This window comes from Brachybacterium sp. NPDC056505 (assembly GCF_042794925.1).
GTDB classification, from domain to species: Bacteria; Actinomycetota; Actinomycetes; order Actinomycetales; family Dermabacteraceae; genus Brachybacterium; species Brachybacterium kimchii.
Genome location: NZ_JBHTSV010000007.1, coordinates 1 through 23364, shown reverse-complemented (window position 1 = coordinate 23364; position 23364 = coordinate 1). Strand labels below are relative to the sequence as shown.

20 protein-coding genes and 2 pseudogenes are annotated in these 23364 nt (G+C 71.6%); 13 read left to right on the top strand and 9 right to left on the bottom strand.

The genetic code is table 11. From position 1 onward, the window contains the following. Window positions 1–218: 218 nt before the first annotated feature. Window positions 219–659 (top strand): hypothetical protein, encoded by a 441-nt coding sequence (locus ACFQ53_RS06665; RefSeq protein WP_377857118.1) that lies wholly within the window; start codon window positions 219–221, stop codon window positions 657–659. A 175-nt stretch (window positions 660–834) separates the two neighbouring features. Here the strand turns inward: ACFQ53_RS06665 and ACFQ53_RS06660 are convergent, their stop codons facing one another. After that, the gene (locus ACFQ53_RS06660; protein WP_152352493.1) at window positions 835–1041 is read right to left on the bottom strand and encodes a hypothetical protein; all 207 of its coding nucleotides are present in this window, start codon (window positions 1039–1041) and stop codon (window positions 835–837) included. A gap of 708 nt (window positions 1042–1749) precedes the next feature. Here ACFQ53_RS06660 and ACFQ53_RS06655 point away from each other — a divergent pair. From ACFQ53_RS06655 to ACFQ53_RS06615, 9 genes are all read left to right on the top strand, one after another. Beyond that, window positions 1750–2586: a TetR family transcriptional regulator C-terminal domain-containing protein gene (locus ACFQ53_RS06655; protein WP_377857115.1), complete on the top strand. Its 837-nt coding sequence runs from the start codon at window positions 1750–1752 to the stop codon at window positions 2584–2586. A gap of 154 nt (window positions 2587–2740) precedes the next feature. Continuing rightward, the gene (locus ACFQ53_RS06650) at window positions 2741–3625 is read left to right on the top strand and encodes a 3-keto-5-aminohexanoate cleavage protein (RefSeq protein ID WP_377857112.1); all 885 of its coding nucleotides are present in this window, start codon (window positions 2741–2743) and stop codon (window positions 3623–3625) included. A gap of 60 nt (window positions 3626–3685) precedes the next feature. Continuing rightward, window positions 3686–4738, top strand: coding sequence for a 3-hydroxyacyl-CoA dehydrogenase NAD-binding domain-containing protein (locus tag ACFQ53_RS06645; protein WP_377857109.1), 1053 nt, complete (start codon window positions 3686–3688; stop codon window positions 4736–4738). Beyond that, entirely contained in the window at window positions 4735–5175 is a 441-nt protein-coding gene (locus ACFQ53_RS06640) for a thioesterase family protein (RefSeq protein ID WP_377857107.1), read from the top strand. Before ACFQ53_RS06645 ends, ACFQ53_RS06640 begins: the two co-directional genes overlap by 4 nt. 101 nt (window positions 5176–5276) lie before the next feature. Next, complete coding sequence (locus tag ACFQ53_RS06635; protein ID WP_377857104.1) at window positions 5277–6860, top strand: ABC transporter substrate-binding protein; 1584 nt, start codon at window positions 5277–5279, stop codon at window positions 6858–6860. Then, a complete protein-coding gene (locus ACFQ53_RS06630; RefSeq protein WP_377857101.1) occupies window positions 6860–7810 on the top strand; it encodes an ABC transporter permease in 951 nt (316 codons plus the stop codon). The genes ACFQ53_RS06635 and ACFQ53_RS06630 overlap by 1 nt, the downstream gene beginning before the upstream one ends. After that, window positions 7807–8751 (top strand): ABC transporter permease, encoded by a 945-nt coding sequence (locus ACFQ53_RS06625; protein WP_377857098.1) that lies wholly within the window; start codon window positions 7807–7809, stop codon window positions 8749–8751. The genes ACFQ53_RS06630 and ACFQ53_RS06625 overlap by 4 nt, the downstream gene beginning before the upstream one ends. Next, window positions 8748–10502, top strand: a complete 1755-nt coding sequence (locus ACFQ53_RS06620; protein ID WP_377857095.1) for an ABC transporter ATP-binding protein — start codon at window positions 8748–8750, stop codon at window positions 10500–10502. Before ACFQ53_RS06625 ends, ACFQ53_RS06620 begins: the two co-directional genes overlap by 4 nt. A gap of 22 nt (window positions 10503–10524) precedes the next feature. After that, window positions 10525–11589 (top strand): alpha/beta hydrolase fold domain-containing protein, encoded by a 1065-nt coding sequence (locus ACFQ53_RS06615; protein WP_377857092.1) that lies wholly within the window; start codon window positions 10525–10527, stop codon window positions 11587–11589. A 23-nt stretch (window positions 11590–11612) separates the two neighbouring features. Here ACFQ53_RS06615 and ACFQ53_RS06610 read toward each other — a convergent pair. The 5 genes and pseudogenes from ACFQ53_RS06610 to ACFQ53_RS06590 form a co-directional block, all read right to left on the bottom strand. Continuing rightward, window positions 11613–12251 (bottom strand): annotated as a pseudogene (locus tag ACFQ53_RS06610) (thiolase family protein); the annotation flags it as partial. A 120-nt stretch (window positions 12252–12371) separates the two neighbouring features. Further along, window positions 12372–12432, bottom strand: a pseudogene (locus tag ACFQ53_RS06605) (hypothetical protein); the annotation flags it as partial. A 60-nt stretch (window positions 12433–12492) separates the two neighbouring features. After that, the gene (locus ACFQ53_RS06600; protein ID WP_377857089.1) at window positions 12493–13131 is read right to left on the bottom strand and encodes a 3-oxoacid CoA-transferase subunit B; all 639 of its coding nucleotides are present in this window, start codon (window positions 13129–13131) and stop codon (window positions 12493–12495) included. Window position 13132: 1 nt separating this feature from the next. Continuing rightward, entirely contained in the window at window positions 13133–13849 is a 717-nt protein-coding gene (locus ACFQ53_RS06595) for a CoA transferase subunit A (RefSeq protein ID WP_377857086.1), read from the bottom strand. Window positions 13850–14013: 164 nt separating this feature from the next. Further along, complete coding sequence (locus tag ACFQ53_RS06590; protein WP_377857083.1) at window positions 14014–15141, bottom strand: PucR family transcriptional regulator; 1128 nt, start codon at window positions 15139–15141, stop codon at window positions 14014–14016. 639 nt (window positions 15142–15780) lie between these two features. On the opposite strand from ACFQ53_RS06590, the gene ACFQ53_RS06585 reads away from it, so the two are divergent. Both ACFQ53_RS06585 and ACFQ53_RS06580 read left to right on the top strand, forming a co-directional pair. Further along, window positions 15781–17145 (top strand): aspartate kinase, encoded by a 1365-nt coding sequence (locus ACFQ53_RS06585; protein WP_377857080.1) that lies wholly within the window; start codon window positions 15781–15783, stop codon window positions 17143–17145. Further along, a complete protein-coding gene (locus tag ACFQ53_RS06580) occupies window positions 17142–18257 on the top strand; it encodes an aspartate-semialdehyde dehydrogenase (RefSeq protein ID WP_377857077.1) in 1116 nt (371 codons plus the stop codon). Before ACFQ53_RS06585 ends, ACFQ53_RS06580 begins: the two co-directional genes overlap by 4 nt. Window positions 18258–18329: 72 nt before the next feature. Here ACFQ53_RS06580 and ACFQ53_RS06575 read toward each other — a convergent pair whose 3' ends face one another. Further along, window positions 18330–19064: a pentapeptide repeat-containing protein gene (locus tag ACFQ53_RS06575; RefSeq protein WP_377857074.1), complete on the bottom strand. Its 735-nt coding sequence runs from the start codon at window positions 19062–19064 to the stop codon at window positions 18330–18332. Then, on the bottom strand, window positions 19064–20176 hold the full coding sequence (locus tag ACFQ53_RS06570) for an adenosine deaminase (RefSeq protein WP_377857071.1): 1113 nt from the start codon (window positions 20174–20176) through the stop codon (window positions 19064–19066). Before ACFQ53_RS06570 ends, ACFQ53_RS06575 begins: the two co-directional genes overlap by 1 nt. Window positions 20177–20457: 281 nt before the next feature. On the opposite strand from ACFQ53_RS06570, the gene ACFQ53_RS06565 reads away from it, so the two are divergent. Next, window positions 20458–21783, top strand: a complete 1326-nt coding sequence (locus ACFQ53_RS06565; RefSeq protein WP_377857068.1) for an arginine deiminase — start codon at window positions 20458–20460, stop codon at window positions 21781–21783. Between the two features lie 23 nt (window positions 21784–21806). Here the strand turns inward: ACFQ53_RS06565 and ACFQ53_RS06560 are convergent, their stop codons facing one another. Continuing rightward, the gene (locus tag ACFQ53_RS06560) at window positions 21807–23162 is read right to left on the bottom strand and encodes a UDP-glucose dehydrogenase family protein (protein ID WP_377857065.1); all 1356 of its coding nucleotides are present in this window, start codon (window positions 23160–23162) and stop codon (window positions 21807–21809) included. Window positions 23163–23364: the final 202 nt, after the last annotated feature.

The following is a 23364-nucleotide window of genomic DNA, read 5'->3' as shown; positions in this document are numbered from 1 at the left end:
GTGCGAGGGCGCGCCTCGAGACCCGTTCGGGCGAAACCGGGGACTTGCAACTTTGGATGCAGACCGGCTCCGGGGCCCCGGGGGCCGGGGGCCGCGTGTCCGGAAGGGCGGCACCCTCTCCTGCGAACGACGGGGCGCCCCTCGGCCGCGCTGGTGGGCGGACGGCGGTCATGTCTTCCCGCTGAGGGGTTCCGGGTGTCGAGCCCTCAGGAGACACGATGAGCGACATGCCCGGACTCACCGCGATCAGCCCACGGTTCGCCCAGCACGCGGAAGCACTCGGAAGAGCATCGGGCGCCACACAGCAGAGCTCCGCGTCCGACGTCGGTGGCGCCTCCGACGGGGACGGCGGCTCCGAGGGTGCTGACGCACGCGGTTCGGGTGGAGAGGCGAGCGACCAGCCGGCCGCGGTCGCGGACCTGCGGGACGTCACGTTCCCGATCGACGCCCAGGCGGCCATCGACCTCTCCGATCCGATGACTTTCGACGACGCGCTGGACAAGGCCTCGCAGAAGGCCGACGGCCCCTGCGTGGTTGGAAGCTCGAGTGGCACGACGGTCACCGCGAATACCAGTTCGACATCGGACCCGAGCACGAAACGCCTGAGGTCACCGTGGACGTCGACTCCGGAAGCGCCCGCCTCGACGACTGACGCATGACCGCGGCTACTGCGACGAGCAATGGGATGCCGATCAGCTCGGCGTAGTTGGTGCTGGGCTCCGCTGCGGGCGCTGCGGCGATGAGCGGAGGTTCGATCACTCGATCATCGTCTCCGAACTGGCGCTTTTCATCAGGGGAGAAGTGCGCGGGGTTGTCGGAGGGTCGACCGTCAGTTCACCGTCGCGGGTGCCGCTTGTTGGCTTCGGCCCACGGGCGTGAGTACCGGGCTGCGGCACGGGAGAGCGAGCCCAGATCGTTGGGAGCGAACGGGCCGACGGTCACCTCGTCGACGTCGTTGGTGCAGGTGATCCAGATGGATCCGCAGTCGATGGTGATGGTGAGGCAGTCGCCGTCTGGGTCAGTGAGTTCGAGGGTGGTCATCCAAGGCTCCACGCCTGTTCAGGGAGGGGTGGCTGCTCGTCGTCGAGCCGCCGAGCTCCCCCACGGATCTGGGCCCGATGCTACGTCGGGCGCCCGAGTCGGAGATGTGTGTGCTGTTCAGCGGAGATTTCTTCGAGGCGCCAATCGCGAACGTGATCATGGCCCCGCTCGGTTCGGCCCGGCCCGCGCTCGTCCGCGAGGGAAGTCCGCCTTCGCCGAGAACGCGGTGTCGGGGGTTGGCTCGTGGCGTACGGGTGCCTGGGTGCGGTCGATCGTCATGGTGCCCCTCGGGCCGTGGTGGTGCGGCGGATGAGGACAGGGATGGAGACTCCGCAACGGTGTGAGAGTGGAGCCGTCTGCCCGGAGCGCGTGCGAATCCGTGCCCAGGGGCGAACTTAGCGGCGGGTCACTTCCCGCGCGCCGCGCTCGGCCAGCAGCCGCGCCGTGAGCTCGACCTCGTCGAGGTCGCCGCGTCTGGCTCGGACATCATGATGTTTGCGATTTTGGCTAACGACGAATCGAGGATTTGCGAATTCCGCACGGGGCCCCTAGTCTCGCCGGGTGACATCGAGAGATCTTCCCCCCGAGCGTCGCGGCGTCCCGGATGGCGACGCGGATCTCGTGGCTCAGAGACAGTGGCCGGACGGCCCGCCAGCAGTCGGAGGCGGCGACGGGCCGTCACCGGCCTCGGCCCAGCGAGATGCCCGGATGGTCCGGTTCCGGACCGCGATCCAGGGGTCGGGGTTGTCGCAGCGCGAGGTCGCTTGGCAGATGCGGCTCGAGGAGACGAAGCTCTCGAAGTCCTTGAAGGGCGCTCGACGGTTCCAGCCGGACGAGCTGTTCGCCCTGGCGACCATCACGGGCGTGACGGTCAGCTGGCTGCTCACCGGCTCGGACTCGGATGCGGAGTCGGCGGCCGCGCCGGCGCGCAGCGCGCTGCCGGCCTGGGAGTCCCAGGCACCCGCCGCGAGCAGTCTGCGGCGCCGGCGCATCGTCCAGGAGGCGTGGAAGCTCTTCGCCGATCGGGGATTCGCCCAGGTGCGAATCTCCGAGGTCGCGGCGGCCGCCGGCGTCTCCCCGCCGACGGTTCATTATCACTTCGAGGACAAGGAAGAGCTGTTCGCGGAGACGCTGCGGTACAGCGTTAAGCTCGCGTACGACCGGCAGGTCGCGGGTCTGGAGTCCGCCCAGCCGCCGCTCGACCGGCTCCGCGCGCTCGTGCGGATCCGGCTGCCGCAGCAGCCGCTCGTCCGCGAGGAGTGGTCGATCTGGGCGCAGACCTGGGCGATCTCCGCGCACAGCGAGTCGACCCGGGCGCACCACGCCGAGAGCTACGGCCGCTGGGAGAGCACGGTGCGGGACATCGTCGCGGATGGGATCGCTTCGGGCGACCTCCGCGAGCAGCCCCTCGAGGGTGCCGTGCTGCGGCTGACTGCGCTCTTCGACGGGCTCGGGATCCGCGTGCTCACCGGACTGCTCGACCCGGAGCAGATGCTCGCCATGGTCGATGCGCACATCGACGCCGAACTGGCCGCCCACCCCTGACGTCCTCCCCGGGTGGGTGCGCGCACCCGCCCGTCCCCGCATCGCCACGTCCGGCGAAGGGCCCGACGATCACCCCGTCGCCCGGCAGGACGGTCATGACCCAAGCAGCACGACCCTGACCAGAGCAGAACGACATGAAGCCGAGGACATCCCCATGAACCGTCACGTCATCCTCACCTGCGCGCTCACCGGAGCCGGCGACACGGCGGGCAAGAGCGAGCACGTCCCGGTCACCCCGCAGGAGATCGCGGAGTCCGGGATCGCCGCCGCCCGCGCCGGCGCCTCCGTGATCCACATCCACGTGCGGGACCCGCGCACCCGGCAGGGCTCGCGCGAGACCTCCTTCTACGCCGAGGTCGCGCGCCTCGTGCGCGAGTCCGATGTCGACCCGGTCATCAACATGACCGCGGGGATGGGCGGCGACCTCGTCATCGATCCGAAGGACCCCACCCGCCACCTCGACGGCACCGACCTGGTCCCGCAGGCGGAGCGCCTCGCCCACGTCGAGGCACTGCGCCCGGAGATCTGCACCCTGGACTGCGGCACCCTGAACTTCGGCGAGGGCTCGAGCATCTACGTCTCGACCCCCGACATGATGCGCGAGGGCGCGGCGCGGATCCGCGAGCTCGGCGTGAAGCCCGAGCTCGAGATCTTCGACACCGGCAACCTCTGGTTCGCCAACGTCATGTACGAGGAGGGGCTGCTGGACGATCCGCCGATGTACCAGCTGTGCATGGGCATCCCCTACGGCGCGCCTGTGAGCACCGGACTGCTGACCGCCATGGTGGACATGCTCCCGGCCACGGCGCAGTTCACGTCCTTCGGCATCGGCCGCCATCAGCTCCCGTGGGTTGCGCAGTCCGTCCTCGCCGGAGGGCACGTGCGCGTCGGGCTCGAGGACAACCTCTACCTGTCCAAGGGCGTGAAGGCCACCAACGCCCAACTGGTCGAGCGCGCGCGCACCCTCATCGAGGGCATGGGCTCTCGCGTCGCCTCACCGAACGAGGCGCGCGACATCCTCGGGCTCGCCGTCCACTGACGCCCGTCCCACACCACCACACACAGCAGCACCGCCCAGAAAAGAGGAGACCACCACACCATGCCACTGCGCGAGCCCGGAACCATCGACACCGTCGGATGCGTCGGAGCGGGAACGATCGGCGGCGGCTGGGCCGCCTACTTCCTCGCCCACGGACTGCGCGTGCGCGTCTGGGACCCCAGCCCGACGGCCGGGGAGAAGCTCGGGCGGCTGATCGACGCGGCCTGGCCCGCCCTGACCGAGCTCGGGCTCGCCGAGGGAGCGGACCCCTCCGCCTGGAGCGTGCACAGCGACCTTGCCGAGGCGCTCGAGGGCGTCGGCTTCGTCCAGGAGTCCGCCCCGGAAGACCTCGCCATGAAGCAGGACCTGCTGGCAGAGGTCGCGGCCGCCGCCCCGCCGGACGTCGTCATCGCGTCCTCGACCTCCGGGTACTCGATGACCGAGATGGCCACGACGGCCGCGCAGGCGGGTCTCGCCGACCGGCTCGTCGTCGGCCACCCCTTCAACCCGCCGTACCTGATCCCTCTCGTCGAGGTCGTCGGCGGCGAGGCGACCGATGCGGCCGCCGTCGACTGGGCCGCCGAGTTCTACGAGCGGATCGGCAAGTCCGTGATCCGCATGGACCGCGAGGTGCCCGGCTTCATCGCCAACCGGCTGCAGGAGGCGCTCTGGCGCGAGGCGCTGCACATGGTGGACGCGGGCGAGGCGACGGTCGACCAGATCGACCGCTCGATCACCGACGGCCCGGGCCTGCGCTGGCCGCTGCAGGGCCCCATGCTCACCTTCGCCCTGGCCGGCGGCGAGGGCGGAATGGCCCACATGCTCGACCACTTCGGACCCTCGTTGCTCGCGCCGTGGACCCGCCTGACCGCCCCCGAGCTCACCGACGACCTGCGCCAGAAGGTCATCGACGGCTGCGAGGACGAGATCGCCGGACGCAGCTTCACCGAGCTCGTCGCCGCCCGCGACGCCTCGATCATTGCGATCCGCCGGCTCTCCCAGGAGCTGCGCGCCTCCCTCCCGGGTGCCGCCGAGAGGCCGATGACCGGCGGGTCGGGTGCGAGCACTGGCAGCACGGACGCGAACACGGGCGGCACGGGGACGAGCGCATGAGCCTCACGATGTTCTCGACGCCCGTCCTGCCCGAGTGGATCGACTACAACGGTCACCTCTCCGAGGCCTACTACGTCCTCGTGTTCGGCTATGCGACCGACGAGGCGATGGCCGCCCTCGGCCTCGGACGCGAATATCGCGAGAGCACGGGCTGCTCGCTGTTCACCGTCGAGGCGCATGTGCGCTATCTCCGGGAGGTCGGGCCGGATGCCCGGCTCGAGGTGCGCAGCGACGTGATCGCCATCGCGGAGAAGAAGCTGCAGCTGGTCCACGAGATGACCGTCGACGGCGAGCCTGTCGCCACCGAGGAGCTGCTCGGCATCCATGTCGACCGGGGGACGGGGCGCGCCTCGGCCCTGCCCGCCGCGACTCGTGCCGCCGCGCAGTCGGCGCTCGCCGGAGCTCCCGCGTGGGCGGGACGGTCGGTGGGCGTCTGAGTGCCAGGGGAGACATCAGCGGCGGGCGAGACATCGGACCCGGGCAGGACATCGGGCCAGATCGACGCACGAGGAGGAGACACCGTGACGGAGAGGAAGCGATGAGCGGGCGCAGAATGGCGGGCAAGGTCCCGGCGGGACCCAGCCGTAGGACGCTGCTGGGCGGCGCCGCAGGGATCGGATCCTTGGGTCTGCTCTCGGCGTGCGGACGTGCGCCGGCCCCCGAGGCCGACGTGGACGGCGAGCCGCGCCGTGGCGGCACCCTGCGGGTCGGACTGGTCGGCGGCTCGTCGGCCGACAGCGTCGACGCGCACACGCCCGTGAACTCCGGCGACTCCGCCCGCGTCATCAACCTGTACGACCCGCTGCTGCTGCGCGGCGACGACTACCAGCTCGAGCACCGTCTCGCCGAGTCCTTCGAGCCGAACGCTGAGGCGACCATCTGGACCGCGAGGCTGCGCCGGCACGTGACCTTCCACGACGGCTCCCCGCTGACGGCGGACGACGTGGTGTTCACCTTCGAGCGGATCATCGACCCCGACGACCCGAAGTCGGGCGCCGCGGGCCTGGCCGCACTGGACAAGATCGTCGCGGTCGACGACCACACCGTCGAGTTCCACCTCCACGAGCCCGACAGCGCGCTGGACGATATCGTCGGCCAGTACTCCCAGGGCATCGTCCCTCGCGGATACGACCCGGAGGCGCCGATCGGCACCGGACCGTTCTCCCTCGCGTCCTTCGACCCCGGGCAGTCCACGGTGCTGAAGGCCAACACCGAGTACTGGGACGGCGCGCCCTACCTCGACCAGGTGCAGCTGCTGAACTTCAACGACACCGACGCGATGGTCAACGCGCTGCTGTCCAGCCAGGTGGACTGCATCGGCCAGATCCCGCTCGCGCTCGTGGAGGTCCTCGGGTCCGACGAGCGGATGAAGATCCTCAACTCCGAGACCGGCATGTGGCTGCCGTTCACCATGCGCGTGGACGTGAAGCCCTTCGACGACGTCCGCGTGCGACAGGCCATGCGCCTGGCCGTCGACCGCCCGCAGATGATCGAGCAGGTCTTCTCCGGCTACGGCCGGGCCGGCAACGACATGTTCGCGCCGCTGGACCCGGACTACCCGAAGGACTTCCCGCAGCGGGAGCAGGACGTCGCCGAGGCGAAGCGGCTGCTCGCCGAAGCGGGACATCCCGACGGCATCGACGTCGAGCTCGTCACCGCCCCGATCCAATCGGGCGCGGTCGAGGCCGCGCAGGTGTTCGCCGAGCAGGCGAAGGACGCCGGGATCAGGATCAGCATCCGCCGCGTGGACACCACCACGTTCTTCGGCGAGGACTACCTGCAGTGGGACTTCGCGCAGAGCTTCTGGTACACGCGCAACTTCACCTCGCAGGCGGTCTCCTGCGTGCTCGAGGGCTCGCCGTTCAACGAGACCCACTTCATCGACGAAGAGTTCGCGAAGCGGATCGACGCCATCCGCGCCGAGCTCGACGAGAAGACCCGCGGGAGCCTCATCCGCGAGGCGCAGAGGCAGCTCTTCGAGGAGGGCGGATACATCATCTGGGGATTCGGCAACCAGGTCGACGCCTACCAGGGGTACGTCGTCGGTCTCGTGGAGAACGCGACGGGGCTGCCCCTGTCCGGGTACACCTTCCGCCGCGTGTGGCTGGGGGAGGTGTCCTGATGCGTCGACTCATCCTGCGCAGGCTCGTCCTGTCGGTCGCGATCCTGCTCGCCGTCTCCGTCGTGATCTTCTGCGCGACCCTGCTGCTGCCGGGCGATCCGGCCCGCGCCATCCTCGGCCAGCAGGCGACGCCCGAGCGGATCGCCGCGCTCAACGCCGAGATGGACCTCGACAAGCCCGCGATCGTCCGATACTTCTACTGGCTCGGAGGGCTGTTCGTCGGCGACTTCGGGTACTCGACGTCCTCGGGCGGTCCGGTGAGCGCGCTGCTCTCGCAGCGCCTGGTCTCGAGCCTCGTGCTCATGTGCCTGGCCGCGATCGTCTCCGTGCCGCTCGGCATCGGCTTCGGGATCTACTCCGCACTGCACCACGGCACCCGCCGTGACAGCGCCGTGACCTGGGTGAGCCTCGCGCTCGCCGCACTGCCCGAGTTCGTGATCGGCATCGCACTGGTCGCGCTCCTGGCCACCTCGGTCTTCCAGGTCCTGCCGGCGGTGACGATGGCCCCGCCCGGGGTCGCGCCCTGGCGCCTGCCCTCGCAGATGATCCTGCCGACCATCACCCTCGCCCTGGTGGTCGCGCCGTACATCGCCCGCATGATGCGCGCGACGATGCTCGACGTACTCGACTCCGGGTACGTCGAGATGGCCCGTCTCAAGGGCGTGCCCGAACGTCGCGTGATCCTGCGCCATGCGCTGCCGCACGCGGTCGGCCCCGTCGCCCAGGTGATCGCGATCCAGCTGGCATGGCTGGCGGGCGGCGTCGTGGTCGCCGAGTTCCTGTTCCGCTATCCCGGCATGGGCCAGGCACTCATCGACGCCGTCAACTTCCGCGACGTCCAGGTCGTCCAGGCGGTCTCGATGATCGTGGCGGCGGTGTACGTCGTGGTGAACCTGCTCGCCGACGTCGTCGGGATCCTGTCCAATCCGAAGCTGAGGAGCCAGTCATGAGCGATTCCGCTGCTGTCGCGCTCACCGGGGGCGGACCCGGCAGACCCGCCCGGTCCGACGTGCCGGGCGAAGAGCCGGGGGCCGTCAAGGAGTCGGCCTCCCGCCCCGTCCCCATCCTGCACCGCGTCTGGGCGCAGTCCGAGGGCCGGATCGGCATCGTCCTCACCGCGGTGATCCTGGTGCTGGCCTTCGCCGGTCCTCCGCTCGCCCCCGTGCTCACCGGGCACGGGCCGACGGAGTTCGCCGCCCGCCCCTTCCAGTCCTGGGGCCTGTTCGGGACCGACGAGCTGGGCCGCTCGGTCGCCTCCCGGTTCCTCGCCGGCGGCACCCTGCTGGTCGTCTACGCCGTCGCCGCCACGGCCATCGGCCTGATCGTGGGCGCCGCGTTCGGGATGCTCGCCGCCTACGCGGGCGGGGTCCTCGACGCGATCCTCATGCGCTGCAACGACGTGCTGCTCGCCGTCCCGCAGCTCGTGTTCGCGATGCTCGCGATCGTCGTCCTCGGCTCCCACGGCTGGGTGCTGATCGCCGTCATCGGCCTGACCCACGCCCCGCGCGTGGCGAGGGTCGCCCGGGCGGCGACCCTCAACGTCATCAACGAGGACTACATCCGAGCCGCCGAGATGTACGCGATGCCGCGCAGCCGCATCATCTTCCGCGAGATCGTGCCGAACGTGACCGGCCCGCTGAGCGTCGAGGCCGGGCTGCGGCTGACCTACTCGATCGGTGCCATCGCCTCGCTGTCCTTCCTGGGCCTGGGCATGCAGCCGCCCACCGCCGACTGGGGACTGATGATCAACGAGAACCGGATCGCGCTCAGCATCCAGCCGTGGGGCGTCCTGCTCCCGGTCCTGGCGATCGCCGTGCTGACGATCGGCACCAACCTGCTGGCCGACGCCATCGCGCGGGCGACGGCCTCGACGAACGTGGAGGGACTATGAGCACCGCACCGTCCACCGCCTCGACCCCGGCCGTCGACGGCGCGCCCTCGATTGTCCTGCGGATCGACCAACTGCGGGTGAGCGCCGTCGCGGGGGACGAGATCCTCCACGGCATCGACCTCGAGCTGCTGCGCGGGCAGGTCCTGGGCCTGGTCGGCGAATCCGGATCGGGGAAGACCACCGCCGGGCTCGCGTGCCTGGGCCACTATCGCGACGGCGTCGAGCGGACCGGCGGGGGCATCGAGCTGCTCCCGCGCGAGGGCGAGCCGGTGCGGATGGAGGATCTGGGCGGCGACCAGGTGCGCTCGCTGCGCGGCTCCCGCGTGGCCTACATCCCGCAGGATCCCGCCCTCTCGCTCAACCCCGCGATGCGCGTGGGCGAGCAGATTCGCGAGGTCCTCGACGTCCACGGCTACGGCGGCTCTCCCCGGGAGCGCGAGGGCCGCGTGGGCGAGGCCCTCGAGGACGTCGGGCTGCCCTCGACGCGGGACTACCAGCGGCGCTGGCCGCACCAGCTCTCCGGCGGCCAGCAGCAGCGGATCGGCATCGCCATGGCCTTCGCCATGCTGCCCGACGTGCTCGTCCTCGACGAGCCGACCACCGGGCTGGACGTCTCCACGCAGGCGCACGTCCTCGACACCATCCGCGCCATGACGCGCAGGCACGACGTCGCGAGCCTCTACATCACCCACGATCTCGCGGTCGTCGCCGAGCTCGCGGACCGCGTCGCCGTCATGCTGCGCGGCGAGCTCGTCGAGGAGGGACCGGTCCACAAGGTGCTCCACGACGCCGAGCACCCGTACACCCGTCGGCTGCTGGCGGCCGTGCCCGATCTGCAGGGGCAAAAGCAGCTCACCCGAGCGGTCCCCGAGACCGGCCGCGCCGCGCAGCGAGCCGGGACTGCAGAGGAGTTGGAGTACGCGGAGGCGGGGCGGGACGCGCCTCCCGCCGCGGGCGAGAGCGCATCGGCGCCGGACGACGGGGCGGACGGTGCGCGCGGGGGCGATCTGCTGCAGGTGAGGAACCTCAGCATGCGCTTCGGGTCGAACACCGTGCTGAGCGGCATCGACATGACCCTGCAGCCGGGGGAGTCGCTCATGCTGCTGGGGGAGTCCGGATCGGGCAAGACCACCCTCTCCCGATGCGTGGCGGGACTCGTCGACGGCTACGAGGGCTCCGTCAGCCTGCACGGGGAGAAGCTCGCGCGCTCGACCCGCGGCCGCTCCCTCGAGAGCCGACAGGGCATCCAGTACGTCTTCCAGTCGCCGTTCTCCTCACTGAACCCGCGCCGTACGATCGGGCAGTCGCTCACCGTCCCGCTCGAGCTCAGCCGTCGGCTGCCGCGCGGTGGGCGGCGGGCAGTCGTCGAGGAGGCGCTCGACGCGGTGCGGCTGGGGCGCTCCTTCTATGAGCGTCGTCCGGGGGACCTCTCGGGCGGAGAGCGCCAGCGCGCGGCGATCGCCCGGGCCCTCGTCAACGCGCCGAGCGTGCTCGTATGCGACGAGGTGACCAGCGCGCTCGACGTGTCAGTCCAGGCCTCGATCATCGCGCTGCTGAACACGCTGCGCGAGGAGCGCGGACTGGCGATCCTCTTCGTCACTCACAACATCACGCTCGCTCGGCACGTGTCCGACCACATCGCGGTGCTCAACAAGGGGCACATCGTTGATCGCGGGACGGTCGACGCGGTGCTCGAGAACCCCACCCACGAGTACACCCGGACGCTGCTGTCGAACATCCCGCAGCTGTGAGGGAGAAGGCCGAGGAGTCTCCATGACCGACGGACACACCAGCCCGGCGCAACGGGTCGAGGATCTGCCCGATCACCTGCTCGAGGCGCTGAGCCCCCAGATGCGGCGGGTGCTCGAGCACCAGTACGCGGACGAGGCCCGCCGGCGCGCCGAGCTGAGTCAGCCCGAGGATCCGCTCGAGGCGGCGCGCGCGGACTACCGGGCGGAGCGGGCCTTCTGGAACGTCGGCGGCCCGGCGATGGCCTCCACGCGGGATGTCGTGCTCCCCGTCGCCGGGGCCGAGGTCCCGGTGCGGTGCCACCGCCCGACGACCGCCGCCCGCACTGGCGCGCCCGCCATCATCTTCCTCCACGGCGGCGGGTTCACCCTCGGGGACCTCGACACGCACGACCGCATCCACCGGATGCTCGCCCACCACAGCGGCGCGGTGGTGGTGGCCGTCGACTACTCGCTCTCGCCGGAGGCGAAGCACCCGCAGGCCATGCACGAGACCGCCTCGGTCGCCGCCCATCTCACCGTGCACGGCGAGGAGTGGGGGATCGACCCGCGCCGGCTCGTCCTCGCCGGCGACTCCGCGGGCGCGGGGCTCTCCATCGGGGCGGCCCTCATGCTGCGGGACGACCAGGTCTGCGGCCTCGCCGACGGCGCCGTCACGGGCCCCGAGGTCTTCGACCGGCTGCGCTCGCTGCTGCTGTTCTACGGCGGCTTCGGCCTCGCGGACTCGGCCTCGCGCCGCCTCTGGGGCGGGGATTGGGACGGGATGGCGATGGAGGAGCTCTCCGCCTTCACCGATGACCTCTACGCGGATCCCGTCGACGCGGACGCGCCCTGGGCACGTGCGATCACGGCTGACCTGTCCGGCCTGCCGCCGGTCCTCGTGCGGTCGGCGGCCCTGGATCCTCTCGCCGACGACAGTCGCGCTCTCGCCGAGCTCCTGCGCCGCGGCGGCGTCCCCTACGACTACCGCGAAGCGCCCGGCATCCTGCACTCGTACCTGCACTTCGGACGCATCCTCGACGCGGCGAACGAGACGCTCGCGGAGGCCGGGGTGTTCGCGGCCGCGCATGCGGCCGGCCCGCGCCGGTAGGTCTCAGGGCTGGTCCGCGCGGATCAGAGCGCGCGCCACAGGCTCGCGACCGCCTGGCCGCAGCCGATGCACATGGTCGCGAGCCCCAGCTCGCCGCCGGTCCGACGCTGGCCCGCGATCGTGCGGGCGCTGATGATGGCGCCGGTGGCGCCGATCGGATGGCCCCAGGCGATGGCGCCCCCAAGCGGATTCACGACCGAGTCGTCGAGGCCGAGGCCGAGGTCGCGGATCACCGGCACCGCATGGGCGGCGAAGGCCTCGTTGAGCTCGATCCAGTCCAGGTCCGCGGCGCCGACACCGGTGCGGGCGAGCAGCCGGTCCACGGCGGGCTGCGGTCCGTAGCCCATGATCGCCGAGTCGATGCCGACCTCGGTGAAGTCCACGAGCTCCGCGAGAGGCGACGCATCCCGTGCGCGCGCGACCGTGGCGCGCGTGAGGACCAGGGTGGTGGCGCCGTCGTTGATGCCCGAGGAGTTGCCCGCCGTGACGGTGCCGCCCTCGCGGAAGACCGGGCGCACCCCGAGCTTCTCGAGGGTGACCTCGCGAGGGTGCTCGTCGGCGTCGATGATGACGTCGCCGCGCCGGCCGCGGACCGCGACCGGGATGATCTCTTCCGCAACCGCGCGGTCGCCCTGGGCGGCGCGCGCACGGCGCTGCGACTCGAGCGCGAAGGCGTCCTGCTCCGCGCGCGACGCCGAAGCGCTCGGCGACGTCCGACTCGCCGACGAGCAGTTCCCCTGCGCCGAGCGCGATCGCCTGCATTCCGGAGCCGCACAGTCGGTTGACGGTCAGGGCCGTGGAGCTCTCGCCCGCGCCGGCCCCGACGCTGACGCGCCGGGAGATGTAGGCGTCCCGGCCGGTCGAGCCGACGCAGCCGACGATCCACTCGTCCCGTTGGGAGGGTCAGTCGAGGGCGAGAGTGAAGCCCGGCTCGGTGGCCTCGCGCAGCTCCTCGACGGTGACGCCGGGAGCCATGGCCGAGAGCACCAGGCCGTCCTCCCGGACGTCGAGCACCGCGCGGTCGGTGATGATCCGGTCGACGACGCCCACGCCGGTGCGCGGCAGCGTGCACTCGCGGAGGATCTTCGGGCTGCCGTCCTTCGCGGTGTGCTGCATCATCACGATCACGCGGCGCGCGCCGGCGACCAGGTCCATGGCCCCGCCCATGCCCTTGACGAGCTTGCCGGGGATCTGCCAGTTCGCGATGTCGCCGTCGCCCGTGACCTGCATGGCGCCGAGGATGGCCGTGGTCATCTTGCCGCCGCGGATCATCGCGAAGGAGGTGGAGGAGTCGAAGATCGAGGCGCCGCGGCGCAGGGTGATGGTCTGCTTCCCTGCGTTGATGAGATCCGGGTCCTCGTCGCCGTCATAGGGGAAGGGGCCCATCCCCAGCACGCCGTTCTCGCTCTGGAGGACGATGTCGACGCCCTCGGGCAGGTTGTTCGCCACGAGAGTCGGCATCCCGATGCCCAGGTTCACGCAGTCGCCGTCGTACAGCTCGGACGCGGCGATCGCGGCCATCTCGTCTCGGGTCCAGGTCATCTCAGGCCGTCTCCTGCTCGTCGGTTCGGGGTCGCACGGTGCGCTGCTCGATCTCCGTCGGGCTCACCGCCTGCGAGACGTGGTGGACGAAGACTCCGGGGGTGTGGATGTCGTCGGGGGCGAGCGCGCCGGTCCCGACGATGTTCTCCGCCTGCGCGAAGGTCGTGCGCCCACACATGGCAGCAAGGGGGTTGAAGTTGCGCGCGGTGAGGCGGTAGCGGAGGTTGCCGTCCGTATCCGCGGTATGCGCGTGGACCAGGCCGAGGTCGGCGACGATGGCGCGCTCGAGAACGTGGGTGCGGCCGTCGAACTCAGCGGTCGGCTTGCCCTCGGCGACCTCGGTGCCGACGCCCGTGGGCGTGAAGAAGGCAGGGATCCCGCTGCCGCCCGCGCGCATGCGCTCGGCGAGCGTGCCCTGGGGGACGAACTCGACGTCGAGCTCGCGGTCGATGTACTGGCGCATGAACAGGGCGTTCTCGCCCACGTAGCTCGCGAGGACTCTGCTGATCTGGCCGTTCTCCAACAGGAGCCCCAGGCCCTTGCCGTCCACCCCCAGGTTGTTCGAGGCGACAGTGAGGTCCCGGACCCCGGTCTCGCGCACGATTCTGATGAGGTCGGTGGGGATGCCGCACAGACCGAATCCGCCCACCGCGATGGTCATCCCATCGCGCAGGACGCTCCGCAGCTGCTCCGACACGTCGTCCGAGACCTTGGACACCGTTGTTCCTCCCGCCTGATCGTCGCGTGGACGCCCCGATCCTCCGAGGTCGCTCGCGGCGGTCGCCGCGCACGGGAGACGGGTCGTCCTCGAGCCTAGGAGCTGCGGGGCCCGGACCGCCACGCACGAGCGGACAACGCTCGAGCGGTCGGGATTGTGCGGATCTACAACGAGGGCGCGTCCGGGCTGCCGAGCTCGATGGCGCATCGGGCGCCGGTCACGTCGTCGGGGTCCGCGAGGTCCGCGCCCGTGAGCGCTTCGAACCGGCGCAGCCGGTACCGCACCGTGTTGGGGTGCACGACGAGGCGCTCGGCGGTGCGCGGGATGCTCTGCCCCGAGCGGATCCACGCGTCCACGGCGGCGAGGACCTCGGCGCCGAAGCGGCCCTGGTCGACGATCGGGTCGAGCAGGCGCTGCGCGTAGTGCCGTCGGACGTCGGGACGGGCGGCGAGGGCGAGCCGCCACCCGAGGTCCTCGATCGACTGGACCCCGTCGCGTCCGAGGTCGTGAGCGAGGTGGAGCGCGTCCTTCGCGGTCCGGTCGGAGACCGGCAGCTGGTCAGGGGGTCCGAAGGGGCCCAGCCCCACGGGCGCTCCGGGATCTGCGGGGCGAGCGGCCACGATCCCGAAGCAGGAGGTGCCGTCGGTGACCACGTGGGCCCTGGCCTCGGGCAGTGAGCCGGATCGCTGCAGGTGGCGTCGCATCTGCTCCGCCGGCGCGCCCTCGGGGACGGCGCAGCGGATAGCCGCGTACTCGGTGCGCGGCTCGAGCATGCCTCGCCGGGGCACCCCGGCCAGGAGGTCGCGCACGACCGCCATGCGGCGTTGGGCGTCGTGGAGGGCGCTGTCGATCTCCAGGTCGTGGTATTCGGTGATGATCCGGGTGGTGAACGCGTCGGCCACGCCCCACATCACGCGGACGCCTGCGACCGACTGCGCCGCCGAAAGCTGCTGCGAGATCGCGAGGTCGACGAACCGCTCATGGATCAGGGCGATGGAGATGCGGAAGCCGCGGACGATCTCCTCCACGGGGATGTCCGCGAGGAACCGCTCGTGGGCGGTCTGCGCCGCGTCGCTCAGCTCCTCGGGATCAGGCACCCGCGACGTGCGAAGGGCCGTGAGTGCCGTGCGCAGATTCCGGCCCACGGCCTCCGCCAGCGCCGAGGCGTCGACGTGGGCGTAGGAGGCGAGCTCGCGGTGGATGCGCCCGCACGTCAGGACCACGAGCTCCTCGTGGGCGGCAGCGAGCGCGTCGAGGACCTCGTCGAGGACGGGGCGAGGCGGAGTGACCATAGTGTTGAACCTCGGGAGAGCGGGAGAGCGGGAGAGCGGGAGACCGAGAGAGCAGGGGCGCGGATAGCGGAAAAAGACGAGGGGACCCGCTGGCATCCTGCCGCGCCGCCCACAGGTTCGCGAGCATGAGTTGATCGCCTCGTACGGCGTACTCCGCACGGCCGGCGTGGGTGACGGGGCTTGCCGGAGCGGCAGATCGGCACCGCGATTCCAAGAAAAAGATCACCCCGTGCAGCCTGTCGCTGAACCGCCTCGCGCACGACTTGAAGGCGAGGACAAGACTTCCGCACGAACAGATCTAGACGTCACCCATCCGTGCGGCAGCCTCACTCTCTCCAGACCGCCGCGCATCCCCTTATCGTGCCCTCCCGCAGTCCGCTCCCCGGGCGCCCCCGTGCCTCGTCGGCCGTCGGATCGTAGAATCGTGGACGGGTCCGCGCGCCGCGGGCCCGCGTCCCGTGCCCACCGTCGGTCGCGCGCTCCCGGACCGACGGCAGCGCGCACTCGCGCCCCCGCGCTGACCTGGTGGAACACGTGCGCCCCGACTTTTCAGCGGGATCGGACGGTCCGTCGGCCACCACTGGCCGGCGTTCCCGACGCCGACCGACCCCGTGACCGAGATGAAGGAGCCCGCACCCGATGAGCCTCGTCGTGCAGAAGTTCGGCGGTTCCTCCGTCGCCGACGCCGCTTCGGTGATCCGGGTGGCCTCCCGCATCGCCCAGTACGCGAAGGCCGGCCATGAGGTGGTCGTCGTGGTCTCCGCGATGGGCGATACCACCGACGACCTCATCGACCTCGCCGAGCAGGTCACGCCGAACCCGCCGCCGCGCGAGCTCGACATGCTGCTGACCGCCGGCGAGCGGATCTCGATGGCCGTGCTCTCGATGGCTCTGAACAACAGCGGCGTCGCCGCCCGCGCCTACACCGGCTCGCAGGCCGGCGTGATCACCGACGAGGTCCACGGCAAGGCCCTTATCCAGAAGGTCACGCCCGGGCGCATCCGCAGCGCGCTGGACGCCGGCAACGTCGCGATCGTCGCGGGCTTCCAGGGCGTCTCCCAGGGCACGAAGGACATCACGACCCTGGGCCGCGGCGGCTCCGACACGACCGCCGTCGCGCTCGCCGCGGCGCTCGACGCCGACATCTGCGAGATCTACTCCGACGTCGACGGCGTCTTCACCGCCGACCCCCGCATCGTCCCCAGCGCCCGCCGCGTCCCTGTGATCTCCTGCGAGGAGATGCTGGACCTGGCCGCCAACGGCGCGAAGATCCTCATGGGACGCAGCGTCGAGTACGCCCGCCGCTACGGCGTCCCCCTGCATGTGCGCAGCTCGTTCTCCGGACGCCTGGGCACGATCGTCTCCGACGACGCCGAGCGCGAGGTCCCCGTGGACCCCGGCGTCACCGTCCGCATCGCCGATGTGCCGCACCTGGATGCGGCCGACCCCAGCAAGGAGCTGTCCGTGGACACCACCGACCCCGGCCTCGAGGCGCCGATCATCTCCGGCGTCACCCATGACCGCAGCGAGGGCAAGATCACCGTCGTCGAGGTGCCCGACCAGCCCGGCAAGGCCGCGCTGCTGTTCGACGTCGTCGCCTCCTCCGGCGCGAACATCGACATGATCGTGCAGAACTCCTCGACGACCGACGACACGGTCGCGATCTCCCTGACGCTCCCGGAGGCCGACTCCGACGTCGCCCTCGCCGCGATCGAGCAGGCGCGTGAGACGATCGGCTACTCCGAGGCCCGCTACAACAACCAGATCGGCAAGGTCTCCGTGGTGGGCGCCGGCATGAAGTCCTCCCCGGGGGTCTCGGCCACGCTGTTCCGCTCGCTCGGCGAGGCCGGCATCAACATCGACATGATCTCGACCTCGGAGATCCGCATCTCCGTGGTCACCGACATCTCGCGGCTGGACGACGCCGTCCGCGTCATCCACACCGCCTTCGGCCTTGACGCCGAGCAGACCGAGGCCGTGGTCTACGGAGGGACCGGGCGATGACCAGCACCGACACCACCAGCACCGCCGTCGATTTCTCGGCCACCCCCGGCTATGCGGCCGACGGGCCCGTGATCGGAGTCGTCGGCGCCACCGGCCAGGTGGGCCGCGTGATGCTCGCCCTCGTCGCCGAGCGCGCCCTCCCGCACTCCGCCGTGCGCGCCTTCGCCTCCGCGCGCAGCGCCGGCAGCACCGTGCACTACGCAGGGCTCGACCTGGTCGTGGAGGACGCGGAGACCGCGGACCTCGAGACCTCGCCCGTGCACATCGCGATCTTCTCCGCGGGAGGCTCGACCTCGAAGGCCCTCGCCCCGCGCTTCGCCGCGGCCGGCGCGGTCGTCGTCGATAACTCCTCCGCGTGGCGCAAGGATCCCGAGGTCCCTCTGGTGGTCTCCGAGGTGAACCCCGAGGCGATCGCCGATCGCCCCCGCGGCATCATCGCGAACCCGAACTGCACCACGATGGCCGCGATGCCGGCGCTGAAGGCCCTGCACTCCGTGGCCGGCCTCGCGCGCCTGAAGGTCGCCACCTACCAGGCGGTCTCCGGCTCCGGCGTCGCCGGGGTGAAGGAGCTCGCCGCGCAGGTCCGCGCCGCCGCCGATCATCTCGAGGAGCTCGCCCTGGACGGCTCGGCGGTCGAGTTGCCCGTGCCCGAGACCTACGTGAAGCCGATCGCCTTCAACGCCCTCGCCTACGCCGGCAACCTCGTCGAGGACGGCTCGGGCGAGACCGACGAGGAGCAGAAGCTGCGCAACGAGTCGCGCCGCATCCTGAACCTCCCGGACCTGCCCGTGGCCGGGACCTGCGTGCGCGTGCCCGTGTTCACCGGCCACAGCGTCGCGATCCACGCGGAGTTCGACGAGGCCATCACCCCCGAGCAGGCCCGCGAGGCGCTCGCCGGCGCCCCCGGCGTGACCCTCGAGGACGTCCCCACGCCGCTCGAGGCGGCCGGCAAGGACGGCACCTTCGTGGGCCGCATCCGCCAGGACCAGTCCGTGCCGGGCGGCAAGGGTCTCGTGCTCTTCGCCGTCTCGGACAACCTGCGCAAGGGCGCGGCGCTGAACGCCATCCAGATCGCCGAGCTCGTCGCCGCGGAGCGCGCCGGCCAGGCCTGACGGACCTGACGGACCTGGCGGGCTCGAGCGTCGGCCCCGCGGGTCCGACGGGCTGGGCGGTCCCGGCGGCCGTCACCCGCTGACGCGGATCCCCAGATGGGCGGCGAAGTCCTCCGCCCAGGCCGTCGCCTGCGCCACGGAGACGACGGCGCCGCGCATGCCGCCGATGCCCGCGAGCGCACCCGTCTCCAGGCCGCGCAGGTCCACGTCAGAGAAGCGCGCACCCGTGAAGGTCACCGTCTCGGCACGGCAGTTCTCGAAGCAGACGCGCGTCGCGTCGGCCTCGCCGAGGTCGAGCTCCGTGAGCGTGCAGTCGCGCAGCACCACGTCGACCAGGTGCGCGCCGCGCAGGTTCAGCCAGTCCAGCTTGCAGCCCGTGAGGACGACCGAGTCGAGGTCGGCGTCGAACAGCTCGAGCGCGCCGATCCGCGAGGACGTGACCTCCGCGCCGTGGAGGGTGGCCCGGCCCGCCTTCAGCGCAGGGGCGTTCAGGCGCTCGATGCGCACCTCGGTGAGGCGGGCGTCCTGCAGGTCGGTCTCGTGCGCGATGATGTCGACCAGCTCGCACTCGTCGAGCGCGAGCCCGTGCAGGTCACGGCCGGAGACGTCGGCCCCCTCGAACCGCAGTCCTTCGAGGGACGCGTAGGAGTCGAGGGCATCGGCGGGGGAGTCCTCGAGGTCCCGCAGGACGAGCGGGTCGATGCGGGGCGCGGCGACGGCGTCGGAGGCGCGTGCCGCCCCACCAGAGCTCGCTGCCCCGCCGGAACGGGAGGCACCGGAGGAGCGGGAGCTGCGGCGCGCGGCCATCAGAGCGCCTGCCCGGTGATGCCGTCGGCAGGGGATTCGGCGGCGATCCGTGCGGCCTGGTAGGCGGGCACGACGACCTCCTCGCGCAGGGCGCGGCGCTGCTCGTAGGGGGCGAAGCCGTTGTCCAGGCCGATGAGCGTCGCCTGCTCGAGCTCGTCGAGTCCCCAGGAGAAGCTGTCCACGATCCGCCCGAGCTCCCGATTGGTCCAGGTCCTGCTCATGAGTCGATTGTCGGAGCTGACGGCGATCTTCATCCCCGCCCGGCGCAGCGCGTCGACCGGGTGGGAGGCCATGGTCTGGAACGCGCCGGTCTGCAGGTTCGAGCTCGGACAGACCTCGAGCACCACGCCGTCCTCGCGAACCCGCCGGGCCGTAGGACCGACCACGCCGGCGTCGATGTCGTCGATGAGGCGCACGCCATGGCCCAGGCGCTCGGCGCCGCAGTCCAGGGCGTCGGCGATCGAGTCGACGCCCGCCGCCTCCCCGGCGTGGATCGTCACGTGGACGCCGGCGGCGCGGGCCCGCTCGAGCTGCGGGCGGAAGCGGGAGGCGGGGAAGCCGTCCTCGGGTCCGGCGAGATCGATGCCGACGACTCCTCGGCCCTGGCGCGCGATCGCGAGGTCCACGATCTCCTCGCGCGGGGCGTTCTGGCGCATCTGGCAGAGGATCTGGCCGACGAGGATCCGGCCGCCCGCCGCCTCGACCTGCGCGGTGCCCTCGTCGAGGCCCGACTGCACCGCCTCGACGGCCTCCTCCATGCTCAACCCGCCCTCGAGGTGCTGCTCGGGGGCCCAGCGGGTCTCGGCGTAGACGACGCCGTCGGCCGCCATGTCCTCCACGAACTCGCGGGCCACCCGGCGCAGGGACTCCGGGGACTGCATCAGCTCGAGCACGCGCGCGAAGGTCTCGAGGTAGCGGGGGAGGGAACCCGAGTCGGCGGCCTCGGCGAACCAGTCGGCGATGCCCTCGGCGGTCGGCGCGGGCGGCTCGATGCCCAGCTCGCGGGAGAGGTCGAGGACGGTCTGCGGGCGCACACCGCCGTCGAGGTGGTCGTGCAGGACCGCCTTCGGCAGGGCGCGCAGGTCGAGATCGGAGGCGTCGGAGGCGGGCATCGCTTCTCCCGAGGGTGTGGTGGCGGATCGGACGGACCGGGGAGGCAGTACGGGGGATCGGAGGGCAGCGGGTCCAGTATCCCGCCCTGGCGTCGGGTCCCTGTCGGAGTCCCCGGACGCCGGAGCGGTCGACGCAGGGTCGCCTCCGGCGAAGTCCTCCCGATCCCGGCCCCGATGCGCGATCATGCCAGGAGCGCCCGACGTCCGACGCCGTCCCCGACGGCGACGCCGCCGCCATGCCGCTCGGCGCCGAGCGGCACCATCGATCCGTGGGAGGCACCATGCCCGAACGTCCCGTCGAGACCGCGCACGGCGCCGCCCCGTCGGCCGATCCCTCCCACGGCGGTGCCCCGTCGGCCGATCCCGCGCCCGCCCGCACCGGTGTCCATTCCGAGGTGGGCCGGCTGCGGAAGGTGCTCGTGTGCCGGCCCGGGCTCGCCCACGAGAGGCTCACCCCGTCCACGAGCGACGAGCTGCTGTTCGACGACGTCATGTGGGTCGAGGCCGCTCAGCGCGACCACGCCGACTTCGTCGAGACCATGACCTCGCGCGGCGTCGAGGTGCTCGAGCTGCACGACCTGCTCGGCGAGGCCATGGACATGCCCGAGGCCCGCGCCTGGCTGCTGGACCGCAAGGTGATCGCCAACCGCGTGGGCCTGGGGCTCGTGGACGCGACCCGCAGCTGCCTCGACGCGCTCGAGGGGCCCGAGCTCGCGCGCGTCCTCATCGGCGGCATGGCCACGACGGAGCTTCCCGCCGAGCTGCGCACCGCCTACGCGAACCTCGCCCGCGAGTCCGTGGGCACCCCCGAGTACCTGCTGCCGCCGCTGCCCAACACCCTGTTCACGCGCGACACCACCTGCTGGATCGGCGACGGCCTCACCCTGAACCCGCTGTACTGGCCGGCCCGCAAGGACGAGACCCTGCTCATGCAGGCCCTCTACCGCTTCCATCCCGAGCTCTCCGGCTCGCGCGTGTGGTGGGGCGACGCCGAGCGGGACTGGGGGCAGGCGACCCTCGAGGGCGGCGACGTGATGCCCGTGGGCAACGGGACGCTGCTGATCGGCATGAGCGAGCGCAGCTCCCGGCAGGCCATCACCCAGCTCGCCGCCGCGCTCTTCGCGGCCGGCGCCGTGGAGCGGATCGTCGTCGCGGGGATGCCGCGGCTGCGGGCCGCCATGCACCTGGACACCGTGTTCACCTTCGCCGACCGCGACCTCGCGACCGTGCACCCCGCGATCGTCGACGGCATCCACGCCTTCACCATCCGACCGGCCGACAACCCCCTGGGCATGGAGGTGCGCGACGAGGGCGAGCGCCGCTTCGTGGACGTGGTCGCCGAGGCCATGGGCCTGAAGCAGCTGCGCACCGTCGCGACCGCGGGCGATCTCTACGCCTCCGAGCGCCAGCAGTGGGACAGCGGCAACAACGCCGTCGCCCTCGAGCCGGGTGTCGTCATCACCTACGACCGCAACACCCAGACCAATGCCGCGCTGCGCGACGCCGGCGTCGAGGTGCTGACGATCCGCGGCGCCGAGCTGGGCCGCGGCCGCGGCGGCGGGCACTGCATGACCTGCCCGATCGTGCGCGACCCCGTCGACTGGTGAGGTTCGGCATCGACGGGTGAGGCTCAGCGCCGACCGAGTCCGGAGGCATCCCAGCCGGCCCGTCGCCACGCCGCGAGATCGAGCACGTTGCGGCCGTCGATGAGACGCCTCGCGGCGACGAGCGTGCCGGCCCGCGCGGGGTCCAGCTCCCGGTAGAGGGGCCATTCGGTGAGCAGCAGCACGAGCTCGGCCCCCGTGAGGGCCTCCTCGACGTCCTCGATCGCGTGCAGCGAGGGGAAGCGGGCGCGCACGTTCGCGAGCGCGGCAGGGTCGGTGATGGAGACGTCGGCCCCCTCGCCGACCAGGCGCACCGCGATGTCCAGGGCGGGGGAGTCGCGCACGTCGTCCGTGTCGGGCTTGAAGGCGGCGCCGAGCACCGCGACGCGTCGGCCCTCGAGGCTGTCGCCGAGGGCGGCGCGGGCGCGGCGCAGCATGTACTCCCGCCGCCCCGTGTTGATCGCGTCGATGTCGCGCAGGAACGCGAAGGAGTCGACGGCGCCGAGCTCGCCCGCCCGGGAGATCAGGCCGCGCAGGTCCTTGGGCAGGCAGCCGCCGCCGAAGCCCACGCCGGCGCGCAGGAACTTCCGGCCGATCCGGTCGTCCATGCCGATCGCCTCGGCGACGTCGGCGACGTCCGCGCCGGTGATGTCGCACAGCTCGGAGATCGCGTTGATGAACGAGATCTTCGTGGCCAGGAACGAGTTCGCCGAGACCTTCACGAGCTCGGCCGATTCGAGCGAGTACAGCTTCCGCGGGGTGCTCGTGGCCAGCATCGGCGCATACACGCGGTCCAGCAGGGCGACCTCGTGCTCGGCCTCGGCGCCCGCGGGATCGGCGAGCCCGTAGACGAGCCGGTCGGGGCGCAGGGTGTCGGAGACCGCGAAGCCCTCCCGCAGGAACTCGGGGTTCCACACCACCGTGGCCCCGGCGATCCCGGCCACGCGCGCGTGCAGCCGGCGGGCGGTGCCCACGGGGACCGTGGACTTCCCGGCGATGAGAGTCCGCGCCCCTCCGCGCGCCGCGAGCAGCGGGACCAGGGAGTCCAGCGCCGACTCGATCATGCCGAGGTCCGCGCCCAGGCCGTCGGCCCGCTGCGGCGTGCCCAGTGCCAGGAAATGGACATCGGCCCCGGCGAGATCCGCGTAGTCGGTGGTGAAGGTGAGACGGCCGGAGGCCACGGTGCGCGTGAGCAGCTCGGCGAAGCCCGGTTCGTGGAACGGCGGACGCGCCGCGCTCAGCGCGGCGACCCGCTGCGCGTCCACGTCGAGCCCGATCACGCGGTGCCCCAGCTCGGCCATGGCGGCCGCGTGGACGGCACCGAGATATCCGCAGCCGATCACGGAGACCGTGAGGGGCGAGAGCGATCGAAGGGGAAGCACGGAGATATCGACCTCTCGAGACGGCGTAAGTGGACCGACGGGGCCTGCCGAGGGGCGCCCGATGGGCCCGGAGATGGCTGGTTCCTCGTGCTATCGCCATGTTAAGATGAATCGCCCCGGGTTTGTTAGAGGCTCGCAAGTGCCGCTTCGGCGGGTGCCGGTGCGGTCTGGTTGTGATGGTAGGTGTCCTCGAGCTCGACGG